Origin of the sequence: Aromatoleum sp., from assembly GCF_036675785.1 — a bacterium.
Classification (GTDB): domain Bacteria; phylum Pseudomonadota; class Gammaproteobacteria; order Burkholderiales; family Rhodocyclaceae; genus Aromatoleum.
This window is the reverse complement of sequence record NZ_JAKFEF010000009.1, coordinates 1-10,378: the sequence shown is the minus strand read 5'-3', so window position 1 is coordinate 10,378 and position 10,378 is coordinate 1. Positions and strand designations below refer to the sequence as shown.

The window sequence follows — 10,378 nt, the reverse complement described above, 5'->3', positions numbered from 1 at the left end:
ATCGGAAGTATCGGGGATTCTATGGCGGGTCATTCGAAATGGGCCAACATCCAGCACCGCAAGGGTCGTCAGGACGCGAAGCGGGGCAAGGTCTTCACCAAACTGATCAAGGAGATCACGGTCGCCGCGCGAATGGGCGGCGGTGACCCGAATTTCAATCCGCGGCTGCGCCTCGCCGTCGACAACGCCAAGGCGCAGAACATGCCGGGCGAGAACATCGACCGGGCGATCAAGCGCGGCACCGGCGAACTCGAGGGCGTGAGCTACGAGGAAGTCCGGTACGAGGGCTATGGCATCGCGGGCGCCGCGGTGATGGTCGACTGCCTCACCGACAACAAGACGCGCACCGTCGCCGACGTACGGCATGCGTTCTCGAAGTACGGCGGCAACATGGGCACCGACGGCTGCGTCACGTTCCAGTTCAAGCACTGCGGCGTGCTGCTGTTCGCGCCGGGCACGAACGAGGATGCGCTGATGGAAACGGCGCTCGAAGTCGGCGCCGAGGACGTCGTCACGAACGACGACGGCTCGATCGAAGTCGTCACCGCGCCCTACGAGTACTCGAACGTCAAGGACGCGCTGGAAAAGGCCGGGCACAAGGCGGAATTCGGCGAAGTGACGATGAAGCCGCAGAACGAGACCGAGCTGTCCGGCGACGACGCCGAACGGATGCAGAAGCTGCTCGACGCGCTCGAGTCGCTCGACGATGTGCAGGAGGTCTACACCTCGGCGGTAATGGACGACTGAATACGCCGTTCAACGGGACGAAAAGCCGCCGGCGAGGCGGCTTTTTTGTTTGAAACAGTTTGACTTCGAACTAATCGGGTGCCGTAAGATTGCGGGCAGTCTCTTCGTCTACCCAGCCTGCCCCCGCGACGACACGCCGATGCCGCCCCTGCCCTCACGCTTCACCGCCGCAGCCCCGTTGCTGTTCGTGCTCCTGTGGAGCACCGGTTTCATCGGTGCGAAATTCGGCCTGCCCTATGCCGAGCCGCTGACCTTCCTGTCGATCCGCTACGTGCTGGTGATCACGCTAATGAGCCTGCTCGCGCTCGCGACCCGTGCGCGCTGGCCGAAGGACTGGCGGCAGTTCGCGCATATCGGCATCACCGGGTTGCTCGTGCATGCGACCTATCTCGGCGGCGTTTTCGTCGCAATCCACCGCGGCCTGCCGGCCGGCGTGACCGCGCTCGTTGTCGGCATGCAGCCACTGCTGACCGCGCTCGGGGCCGGCTGGCTGCTCGGGGAACGCGTCGCCGCGCGCCAGTGGGCCGGCCTCGCACTCGGCTTCGCCGGGGTCACGCTGGTCGTCAGCAACAAGCTGACGGTCGGCTCGGGCTCCGCCGGCGAACTCGGCTGGATGCTCGCCCCCGCGCTCGCATCGCTTGCCGGCATCACCGTCGGAACCTTGTACCAGAAGCGCTTCTGCCCGAGCTTCGACCTGCGCACCGGGTCCGTCGTGCAGTTCGTGCCGAGCCTGCTGCTGACCGCGTTCGTCGCGAGCCGCAGCGAGACGATGCAGATCGACTGGACCGGCGATTTCGTGTTCGCGCTGCTGTGGCTCGTACTGGTGCTCTCGCTCGGCGCGATCAGCCTGCTGAACCTACTGATCCGCAGCGGCAGCGCGGTGAATGTCGCGAGCCTGTTCTACCTCACGCCGCCGACGACCGCGCTGATGGCGTGGCTGCTGTTCGGAGAAACGCTGACCGGACTCGCGCTCGTCGGCATGATCGTCGCAGTCGCCGGCGTCTGGCTCGCGCGAAAAACCTGACATCGGGACGGCGGCATCGCGCGACCGGCGCATCACCGTCGCGCCGCGCCAACCGGGCCTCGCCCAGCGGACGGAATTGCAGCGAAGGAGGTCGGAGCGAGCGCGGCGATGGCCGACGTTCGGGCGCGGGCAGTCGTGCGCGCGGACCGGAAACTCGGCGCGCAGCAGGTGCGCCTTCATGCCGGACTCGTTCGCCCCGTCCGGGGGCACGCGCAAGGGCACGAGCATCCTGTAGCTGTCGTTGCGGTCCAGCTCGTAGCGGTACTCGTCCCGAGGGCTGTCGAACTGGAGCGCGCGCACGAGCCTCTCGCCGCCGCGCCGCGGCGCAGCCGTTCGAGCAGGACTTTCGCGCGCAGGTACGCGTGGTCGAGCACCGGCCACGCGTACCTGCTGTTCGGCAACGAGTTCGTCGGCCTGTCGCATCAGCCGGTCGCAAAACATCGGTATGCATATGCCGGGACTCCGAATAACCACGCAAAATCGCGGTCGAAGTTCACGCCGACCGATCATTCTTCCGCGACGATCGTCCAGACGTACATCACGCTCGCTTCCGAAAATACCCGCCCGGTCTCCTCGTCGCGCCAGCACACCGTCCCTCGCGCGTCGGGCCCGAGAAAGCGCCAGCGGCGGTGCTCGCCGCTGCACAGTTCGACGATGTAGACGCGCCCCTCTCGCATTTCCATTTCATTTCTCCTTGCTCGACGACCGCGACGCGGCCGACCACGTTTGTTGCGCCCGAAACCACCTCGCGGCTGCAAGCGAAACGCGGCGAAGCGTGCGACGGCCGATTAGAATGGCGGACATGAAAGCCGCCTCGACCGTCGTCGCCACCCGCATTCTCGGACTCGATCCGGGGCTGCGCATCACGGGCTTCGGCGTCGTCGACAAACTCGGCACCCAGTTGCGCTACGTCGCGAGCGGCTGCATCCGCACCCGCGACGGCGAGCTGCCCGGCCGATTGAAGACGCTGCTCGACGGCGTGCGCGAAGTCGCCGCGGCCTACACGCCGGACCAGGTCGCGATCGAGAAAGTGTTCGTCAACGTCAATCCGCAATCGACGCTGCTGCTCGGCCAGGCGCGCGGCGCGGTGATCTGCGGCGCCGTGTCGCTGGACCTGCCCGTGCATGAATACACCGCGCTGCAGGTCAAGCAGGCGGTCGTCGGCTACGGCAAGGCGGCGAAGGAGCAGGTGCAGCACATGGTCCAGCGGCTGCTCGAACTGGACGGCCACCCCAGCGCCGACGCCGCCGACGCGCTCGCTTGCGCGATCTGTCACGCGCATGGCGGACAGGGCTTGTCCGGCACGCTCGCCGCGCTCGGCAGCCGCCGCCGCGCCGGCCGTATCCTCGTCGCGCCGGACGCCCGCTGACTCTCCGGCCTCGCGCCGTCGAGCGCCGCTGCCGCCGTATCCAGCAACCCTTGCGCCCCCCGGCTCTCGCTCGCTCAGCTCTTCGGCACGCGCCCCATCAGGAAGAACTCGTCGTTCGGGCGCATGCTGGAGACGTTTGCGAGGCGGTTGCTCATCGCGAAGAACGCGGCGATCGCGCCGATGTCCCAGATCGCGTCGTCGGTGAAGCCGTGCTCGCGCAGCGCGGCGAAGTCGGCGTCGTCGACCGTCGCCGAGTCGAGCGCGACCTTCATTGCGAAATCGAGCATCGCGCGCTGGCGCGGCGTGATTTCCGCCTTGCGGTAGTTCGTCGCGACCTGGTCCGCGACGCGCGGGTTCTTCGAGCGGATGCGCAGGATCGCGCCGTGCGCGACGACGCAGTAGAGGCAGCCGTTCGCGCCCGAGGTCGCGACGACGATCATCTCGCGCTCGGCCTTCGTCAGCCCCTCGTCCTTTTCCATCAGCGCATCGTGGTACGCGAAGAACGCGCGGAACTCGTCGGGCCGATGCGCGAGCGTGAGGAACACATTCGGCACGAAGCCCGCCTTCTCCTGCACCGCGAGGATCTTCGCGCGGACATCCTCGGGCAGGCCCTTTAACTCCGGTACCGGAAAACGGCTGATCGGACGTTCGCTCATGGTTTATCTCCCTTTTTCGTTCAACGAGACTTCGATTATCGGTCAATGATCCACGTTCACGATCAGGCGGCCACGGACCTGCCCCCCGAGCAGTTCGCCGGCGAGCCGGATCACGTCGGCGAGGCCGACTTCGTGCGAGATCAGATCGAGGTGCGCCGGATCGAGGTCGCGCGCGAGCCGCTGCCAGGCCTCGATCCGCTCCTCGCGCGGGCAATAGACGCTGTCGACGCCGGCGAGCGTGACGCCGCGCAGGATGAACGGCGCGACCGTCGCTGGAAAATCCATGCCTTGCGCGAGACCGCACGCGGCGACCACGCCGCGGTATTTCATGCCGGCGCAGACGTTCGCAATCGTGTGGCTGCCGACCGTGTCGACCGCGCCGGCCCAGCGCTCCTTCGTCAGGGGTTTGCCCGGCGTCGAGAACTGCGCGCGATCGACGATTTCGACCGCACCCAGCGATTTCAGGTAGTCGACCTCGTTCGGGCGGCCGGTCGAGGCGACGACGCGATAACCAAGCTTCGCGAGCAGGGACACCGCAACGCTGCCGACGCCGCCGTTCGCGCCGGTGACGAGAATCTCGCCCTGATCCGGCTTCACGCCGAGTCGCTCGAGCCGCATCACGCACAACATCGCGGTGTAACCCGCGGTGCCGATCGCCATTGCCTGCTTCGGCGAAAACGCGGCGGGCAGCGGCACGAGCCACTCCGCGTTCACGCGCGCCTTCTGCGCGAGGCCGCCCCAGTGTCCTTCGCCGACGCCCCAGCCGTTGAGCACGACGGTATCGCCGGCCTTGTACGCGGCGTTCGAACTCGCCTCGACCATGCCGACGAAATCGATGCCCGGGACCATCGGGAACTTGCGCACGACCGGGCCCTTGCCGGTGATCGCAAGGCCGTCCTTGTAGTTCAGCGTCGAGTACGCGATGTGGACCGTCACGTCGCCTTCGGGCAGGCGCGCGTCATCGACGTCGGCGAGCGTCGCCCGATAGCCCGCATCATCCTTCTCGATCAGCACAGCCTTGAACATGTTGCCTCCTCAGATGAAGCGCCGACCGGTACGACAGCCGGCAAAAAGGGGTTGTTAACGGAGCACGGCGGCGCGCTACCCACATGCTCCGCGGCCGGGCCGACATCTTTCCGGTCGTCCCTGAATAAGACGCCGCCGACCGATTCACGGCGTCGGCTGCCGCCTCGCCTGCGTTCAGGTACTGCACGCGAGCAAGCGGCGAGCCGACCTTGCCCGGCCGCGGGGCGACATGCTCGAACACTGCGCCCTGCGGCAGTTATATCCGTTTTCGACCCCGATCTCGACGGGCGCACGCGTTGCGGAACGACTCGAACCGCAGCTGCGGACACGGTTCAGTCGGGCGAAGACCGAGCGGCTTCCACCGGGACCGAAGTCGCCGGCGAGCCCGCGACCGGCGGAATGCCGTCGCGCAGCAAACGGGCGGCGACGAGCCCGTTCACCAGCCCGAACAGCGTTGCCGCCGCGGCGAACACCGGGACGAGGTAGAACACGCCGTCGTGCGGCACGAGCCACAGCCGCGCGAGCACAAGCTGGCCGCCGATGTGGGCGAAGGCCGCGAAGAGGCTCAGGCTGACCGGCCCGAACCAGCGCCGCGGCAGGAGCATCGAGATCCCGAGCGCGGCGAGGCTCGTGAGCGAGCCGGCGAGGCTGAGGAAGAAGCCCGGTGCGAACAGCTGGCCGAGCAGCAGGTTGCTCGCGAACACGCGCAGCAGCGCGACCCAAACCGCATCGCGCCAGCCCCAGCGCATCAGCACGATCAGGATCACGATGTTCCCGAGTCCGGGCTTCACGCCCGGCAGAGGCAGCGGGATCGCGGCCTCGGCGACCGTCAGCGCGATCGCGGCGGTCGCGAGGCGCGCAATGCGCCGGTCGTCGGCGGTCGGATGGATCTCAATAGTTGAGGGAGTCATAGTCGGCGGCGCCGCCGCTGAGGCTGAGGCTGACCTCGTTCGGCGCGCAGATCGCGACCGAACCGGCGCGGCTCAGCCAGCCCTGCCGGACGCAATACTGGCGCGTGCCCGGATCGGCGGCGACGCGCGCGCGGCCGGGTTCGATCTCGATCCGAGTGACGCCGAGCGGGCCCGGCACTTCGACGACCTGCGCGCGCGCGAGGCCGAACTCGCCGACCACCTTGCCGCCCGCGCGCACGATGGCCTTGTCGGGCGCGCCGCCGCGCCACAGCAGCAGCGCGGCCAGCACGCAGACGGCGACCGCGGCGACGAGGGTCGCGAAATCGCCCGGCCGCAGCAACGCCGCCCACTCGGCGACGCGCCCGCGCTTCACTTGCCGCTCGCGGCCGCCCCGGCCTGATCGACGATGCGGCGCGCCGCGGAGCGGTGGCGCACGAGCACGCGGATCTCGTCGCGAAAGCGTGCGCCGAGCCATTCGGCGATATACACCGAGCGGTGCTGTCCGCCGGTGCAGCCGATCGCGACCGTCAGGTAGCTGCGGTTGTCGCGCGCATACGCCGGCAGCCAGTTCGCGACGAAGCGTCCGATGTCCTCGCACATTTCGCCGACCTCCGGAACGCTTTCGAGAAACTCGATCACGCAGGCGTCGCGGCCGGTGAACGGGCGCAGAACCGGGTCGTAATGCGGATTGGGCAGGCAGCGCACGTCGAACACGAGGTCGGCATCGAGCGGAATCCCGTACTTGAAGCCGAAGGACTGGAACATCAGCGTGATGCCCTCGGTCGGTTCGATCTCGAGGAAATCCTTGATCCACGTCCGCAGCGTGTTTGGTTGCAGGTCGCTGGTGTCGATGTGGTGGCCGAGTTCGGCGATGCCGGCAAGCGCGTCGCGCTCCTTGTGGATCGCCTCGGCGAGCGAAACCTGCTCGTCGGCGAGCGGATGGGTGCGCCGTGTCTCGGAGAAGCGTGCGATCAGCGTCTCGTCGCGGGCGTCCAGAAAGATCACGCGCAGGTCCGAGGTGATTCCGCGTAGCCGCTCGACCTGCTGCGGCAGCGCCGCGATGCTGGTCCCGGAGCGGACATCCACGGCGACCGCGACACGCCGGTAGCCTGCCGCCTGCAGGTCGATGATCAGCTCCGGCAGCAGCGTCGCCGGCAGGTTGTCGACGGCAAAATAATCGGCATCCTCCAGCACCTTCAGCGCGATGCTCTTGCCGGACCCGGACACCCCACTGATCAGCACGATCTGCATGACGAACCACTCCGCGTTTCGCGGCGATTATGGCGAAAGTCGTATGCGATCGCCAGCGCGCGGCCCACCGGGACGGACCGGGGGCAGCGCTCAGGCGGCGGCGAGCCGGTCCCCGTCGCGCCGCGCGACGCCGGCGCGAACGAGTTCCGCGACGAGCCAGTCGGCGAGCGCGTCCGGCGTCATGCCGAGAAAGCGCTCGTTGGCCTCGCGGTACAGCGGCACGCGCGCGAGATGCTCCGCGACCGCATCGAGCGCAATGCTGCGCGTGTCGAGCAGCGAAAATGTCATGCACGCGCGGATCGCGTTACGTGCCATGCGCGCGCCGTCCTCCTCGAACGCGCGCAGGCGGGCGAACGCCCGCGCGAGCGCGTCGTCGACTTCGACGAACGATGCCCCATGGCCGGGAATCACGACGTCGATCGGCAAGCGCGCGATCGCTTCGAGCGTGCGTCGTGCCGCCCCGATGCCGTCGCCGCTGCCGAGCACGTCGGCGAACAGGATGCCGAAGCCGTCGCGCCACAATGCGTCGCCCGAAATCAGCACGCGACGGTCGGCGCTGTAGAACACCAGCGCATCCATGTCGTGCCCGGGCGCGGGCAGTGCCTGCCATTCCAGCCCGCCCATCTCCAGCGTGTCGCCCGCGCGCACGAGGTCATCCGCGCTGAAGCGCTCCCCGAGTTGCTCGGCGGTACTCAGCAGCAGCGCCGCCTCGTCCCAGGTGTCTACCGCGTCGGCGATGCCGGCCGGCACCGCGATCGTGCAGCCGAACTCGCGCTGCAGCGCGGCGTTGCCGCCGATGTGGTCCGAGTGCGAGTGGGTGTTGATCAGCCGCCGCAGTCGTCGGCCGTCGAGCGCCTCGCGCACCAGCTCGACGGTCTGCGGCGCGTGGCTGACGTAGCCGCTGTCGATCAGCGTCGCTTCACCGGCCCCGTCGAACAGTACGACATTGTTCGCCGACAGCCAGCCGCGTTCGAGCACGCGAACGCCCGGCGGCAGTGAAACCTTGCTCATTCGGCCCCCTCCCCGACGAGCGCCGCGACGTTAGGGGGCAAAGGCGCCGCTTCGGGCGCCTCGCGCACCGGCGCCGCGACCGGGACGCCGTCGATTTCCTCCGGCGTGCGGCCACAGCCGAGACACACGCCCGAATCCCAGTCGATCATGCAGACGCCGACGCAAAGCGCATCGCTCATCGGGAAACCTCCCGGGACGTTCGAGCCGTCGCTTGGGCGCCCGGGGCTTCGCGGCGCCTCGCGATCGATGACAGGATGCGGCGTTTGCCGTCGTCGTCCTGGCGACTCCACGCCGCGATTTCGTCGAGGGTCCGGAAACAGCCTTCGCACAGGCCGTCGGCCGTCATCCGGCAGACGTTGATGCAAGGGGAAGGAACGCTCATCTCTCATCCAGGGCGTATTTGTCTTTGTTGGGCTGTTGCCGTTCCGGCTGGTTCCGGTCGATCGCGACAACGCGTCGCGCTCGCGGGCCGCGACTCAGCCTTGGGGCACCCAGGCTGCGGGGCGCTTCGCGAGGAAGGCGTCGAGCCCTTCCTTCGCTTCCGGCGTCGCACGCAGCTCGGCGATGCGGCGCGCGGTGTCCTCGGCGACCGCGTCGCCGACCGGCCGGTTCGCGACGGCGCGGATCAGGTCCTTCGCCGCCGCCTGCGCCTTCGGCCCGCCTTGCAGCAGCGCGGCGACGACCTCGGCGACCTTCGCGTCGAGCTCCTCGGCCGCTGCGACTTCGTGCGCGAGTCCGATTTCCTTCGCCCGGTCGGCGCCGATCCGCTCCGCGGTCTGGAAATAGCGGTAGGACTGGCGCTCGCCGATCGCTCGGATTACATAAGGGCTGATCGCCGACGGGATGATGCCGAACTTCACTTCGGAAGTCGCGAACACGGCCTTGTCCGAGGCGACGCAGATGTCACAGGCGCTCGCGAGCCCCATGCCACCGCCGAGCGCCGCGCCCTGCACGCGGGCGATCGTGGGTTTTTGCATTTCGGCGAGCGCGCACAGCATCCCGGCGAGCTTGCGCGCGTCGGCGAGGTTCTCCTCGAGGCTCGCCTCGCCCGCCGCCTTCATCCAGTTGAGATCGGCCCCCGCCGAGAAGCTCTTTCCCCGTCCGCCGAGCACGACGACGCGCACTGCGTCGTCGGCATCGAGCGTGCGGCAGGCGGCGGTGATGTCGGCGATCAGCTGCGCGTTGAACGCGTTATGCACGTCGGGACGGTTCATCCACACCGTCGCGACGCCCTGTTTAATGGCGATTTCGAGGGTTTCGTACATTTCTTCGTCTCCTGAGTTCTGATCGACGCGTCCCTGCACCGGGCGCCGTCACCGCCGGGGCTCTACGCGGCCCTGTTTGCGGAATACGTAATAACAATCTCGCGGTCTACCGTAGGGCGGATGCGCCGAAGGCGCGATCCGCCGCATGGAGCAAGCCGGAAACACTTGTCCATGCGGCGGAAGGCGCTGCGCTTTTGACTGCGCCGAAACTTCGTTTTCCGCCCTACGATCGACCCCTGCGGCACGGGCGCGGAATGTCCCCCGGCTTGTTCGCCTACGGTTATTGCGCCAGCGAACGCCCGATCACGAGGCGCTGGATGTCGCTCGCGCCTTCGTAGATCTGGCACACGCGCACGTCGCGGTAGATGCGCTCGACCGGGAAGTCGGTGACGTAGCCGTAGCCGCCGTGGACCTGGATCGCGTCCGAGCACACCTTTTCGGCCATCTCGGACGCGAACAGCTTCGCCATCGACGCTTCCTTCAGGCACGGCCGGCCGGCGTCCTTCAACGTCGCGGCGTGCCAGACGAGCTGGCGCGCGGCTTCGAGCTGCGTCGCCATGTCGGCGAGGCGGAAATTCACCGCCTGGTGCTCGAAGATCGGCTTGCCGAAGGTCTCGCGCTCGTGCGCGTACTTGACTGCGGCTTCGAGCGCCGCGCGCGCCATGCCGAGGCACTGCGCGGCGATGCCGATGCGGCCGGCTTCGAGGTTCGACAGCGCGATCTTGTAGCCTTCGCCCTCCATGCCGAGCAGCGCCTCCGCCGGCACGCGGCAGTTCTCGAACAGGATCTGCGCAGTGTCGGACGCCTTCTGGCCCATCTTCTCCTCGATGCGCGCGACGATGTAGCCGGGCGTGTTTGTCGGCACGAGAAAACACGAGATGCCCTTCTTGCCGGCGTTCTTGTCGGTGACCGCGAACACGATCGCGACATCGGCCTCGCGGCCGGTCGTGATGAACTGCTTGACGCCGTTGAGGACCCACGAGTCGCCGTCTTTCACGGCGGTCGTCTTCAGCGCCGCCGCATCCGAGCCGACGTGCGGCTCGGTGAGGCAGAAGCAGCCGAGCTTCTCGCCGCGCGCGAGCGGCTTCAGCCAACGCTCCTTCTGCGCGTCGTTGCCG

At 68.0% G+C, this 10,378-nt stretch carries 14 protein-coding genes; 3 read left to right on the top strand and 11 right to left on the bottom strand.

What is annotated here, in order from left to right; translation table 11 throughout:
- Positions 1–21: 21 nt before the first annotated feature.
- Together V6M37_RS01545 and V6M37_RS01540 are read left to right on the top strand one after the other, a co-directional pair.
- Positions 22–747, top strand: coding sequence for a YebC/PmpR family DNA-binding transcriptional regulator (locus tag V6M37_RS01545; RefSeq protein WP_332670421.1), 726 nt, complete (start codon positions 22–24; stop codon positions 745–747).
- Positions 748–886: 139 nt separating this feature from the next.
- Entirely contained in the window at positions 887–1,771 is an 885-nt protein-coding gene (locus V6M37_RS01540; protein WP_332670419.1) for a DMT family transporter, read from the top strand.
- A 506-nt stretch (positions 1,772–2,277) separates the two neighbouring features.
- Here V6M37_RS01540 and V6M37_RS01535 read toward each other — a convergent pair.
- The gene (locus tag V6M37_RS01535; RefSeq protein ID WP_332670417.1) at positions 2,278–2,454 is read right to left on the bottom strand and encodes a hypothetical protein; all 177 of its coding nucleotides are present in this window, start codon (positions 2,452–2,454) and stop codon (positions 2,278–2,280) included.
- A 119-nt stretch (positions 2,455–2,573) separates the two neighbouring features.
- Here V6M37_RS01535 and ruvC point away from each other — a divergent pair, with 119 nt between their 5' ends.
- A complete protein-coding gene (ruvC, locus tag V6M37_RS01530; protein ID WP_332670415.1) occupies positions 2,574–3,140 on the top strand; it encodes a crossover junction endodeoxyribonuclease RuvC in 567 nt (188 codons plus the stop codon).
- Positions 3,141–3,214: 74 nt separating this feature from the next.
- Here ruvC and V6M37_RS01525 read toward each other — a convergent pair whose 3' ends face one another.
- The 10 genes from V6M37_RS01525 to V6M37_RS01480 form a co-directional block, all read right to left on the bottom strand.
- Positions 3,215–3,796: a peroxidase-related enzyme gene (locus tag V6M37_RS01525; protein ID WP_332670414.1), complete on the bottom strand. Its 582-nt coding sequence runs from the start codon at positions 3,794–3,796 to the stop codon at positions 3,215–3,217.
- Between the two features lie 42 nt (positions 3,797–3,838).
- Positions 3,839–4,822 (bottom strand): acrylyl-CoA reductase (NADPH), encoded by a 984-nt coding sequence (gene acuI / locus V6M37_RS01520; protein WP_332670413.1) that lies wholly within the window; start codon positions 4,820–4,822, stop codon positions 3,839–3,841.
- A 332-nt stretch (positions 4,823–5,154) separates the two neighbouring features.
- Positions 5,155–5,733 carry a Gx transporter family protein gene (locus V6M37_RS01515; protein ID WP_332670410.1) on the bottom strand — a complete coding sequence of 193 codons (579 nt, stop codon included), beginning with the start codon at positions 5,731–5,733 and terminating at the stop codon, positions 5,155–5,157.
- Entirely contained in the window at positions 5,714–6,106 is a 393-nt protein-coding gene (locus V6M37_RS01510; protein ID WP_332670408.1) for a NusG domain II-containing protein, read from the bottom strand. Before V6M37_RS01510 ends, V6M37_RS01515 begins: the two co-directional genes overlap by 20 nt.
- Positions 6,103–6,984, bottom strand: a complete 882-nt coding sequence (gene rapZ, locus V6M37_RS01505) for an RNase adapter RapZ (RefSeq protein WP_332670405.1) — start codon at positions 6,982–6,984, stop codon at positions 6,103–6,105. Before rapZ ends, V6M37_RS01510 begins: the two co-directional genes overlap by 4 nt.
- A 90-nt stretch (positions 6,985–7,074) precedes the next feature.
- A complete protein-coding gene (locus V6M37_RS01500) occupies positions 7,075–7,995 on the bottom strand; it encodes an MBL fold metallo-hydrolase (RefSeq protein WP_332670403.1) in 921 nt (306 codons plus the stop codon).
- Positions 7,992–8,174 (bottom strand): DUF1289 domain-containing protein, encoded by a 183-nt coding sequence (locus V6M37_RS01495; RefSeq protein WP_332670400.1) that lies wholly within the window; start codon positions 8,172–8,174, stop codon positions 7,992–7,994. The genes V6M37_RS01500 and V6M37_RS01495 overlap by 4 nt, the downstream gene beginning before the upstream one ends.
- The gene (locus V6M37_RS01490) at positions 8,171–8,377 is read right to left on the bottom strand and encodes a DUF1289 domain-containing protein (RefSeq protein WP_332670398.1); all 207 of its coding nucleotides are present in this window, start codon (positions 8,375–8,377) and stop codon (positions 8,171–8,173) included. Before V6M37_RS01490 ends, V6M37_RS01495 begins: the two co-directional genes overlap by 4 nt.
- A gap of 94 nt (positions 8,378–8,471) precedes the next feature.
- Positions 8,472–9,260 carry an enoyl-CoA hydratase/isomerase family protein gene (locus V6M37_RS01485; RefSeq protein WP_332670396.1) on the bottom strand — a complete coding sequence of 263 codons (789 nt, stop codon included), beginning with the start codon at positions 9,258–9,260 and terminating at the stop codon, positions 8,472–8,474.
- A gap of 280 nt (positions 9,261–9,540) precedes the next feature.
- A partial coding sequence (locus V6M37_RS01480) for an acyl-CoA dehydrogenase family protein (RefSeq protein WP_332670394.1) occupies positions 9,541–10,378 on the bottom strand: 838 nt, incomplete at its 5' end.

What these genes read in the sequence shown, in the direction of transcription:
- V6M37_RS01500 (WP_332670403.1), bottom strand. Translation starts at nt 7,995, where the DNA reads ATGAGCAAGGTTTCACTGCCGCCGGGCGTTCGCGTGCTCGAACGCGGC.
- ruvC (WP_332670415.1), top strand. Translation starts at nt 2,574, where the DNA reads ATGAAAGCCGCCTCGACCGTCGTCGCCACCCGCATTCTCGGACTCGAT.
- rapZ (WP_332670405.1), bottom strand. Translation starts at nt 6,984, where the DNA reads ATGCAGATCGTGCTGATCAGTGGGGTGTCCGGGTCCGGCAAGAGCATC.
- V6M37_RS01540 (WP_332670419.1), top strand. Translation starts at nt 887, where the DNA reads ATGCCGCCCCTGCCCTCACGCTTCACCGCCGCAGCCCCGTTGCTGTTC.
- V6M37_RS01545 (WP_332670421.1), top strand. Translation starts at nt 22, where the DNA reads ATGGCGGGTCATTCGAAATGGGCCAACATCCAGCACCGCAAGGGTCGT.
- V6M37_RS01515 (WP_332670410.1), bottom strand. Translation starts at nt 5,733, where the DNA reads ATGACTCCCTCAACTATTGAGATCCATCCGACCGCCGACGACCGGCGC.
- acuI (WP_332670413.1), bottom strand. Translation starts at nt 4,822, where the DNA reads ATGTTCAAGGCTGTGCTGATCGAGAAGGATGATGCGGGCTATCGGGCG.
- V6M37_RS01495 (WP_332670400.1), bottom strand. Translation starts at nt 8,174, where the DNA reads ATGAGCGATGCGCTTTGCGTCGGCGTCTGCATGATCGACTGGGATTCG.
- V6M37_RS01535 (WP_332670417.1), bottom strand. Translation starts at nt 2,454, where the DNA reads ATGGAAATGCGAGAGGGGCGCGTCTACATCGTCGAACTGTGCAGCGGC.
- V6M37_RS01485 (WP_332670396.1), bottom strand. Translation starts at nt 9,260, where the DNA reads ATGTACGAAACCCTCGAAATCGCCATTAAACAGGGCGTCGCGACGGTG.
- V6M37_RS01525 (WP_332670414.1), bottom strand. Translation starts at nt 3,796, where the DNA reads ATGAGCGAACGTCCGATCAGCCGTTTTCCGGTACCGGAGTTAAAGGGC.
- V6M37_RS01490 (WP_332670398.1), bottom strand. Translation starts at nt 8,377, where the DNA reads ATGAGCGTTCCTTCCCCTTGCATCAACGTCTGCCGGATGACGGCCGAC.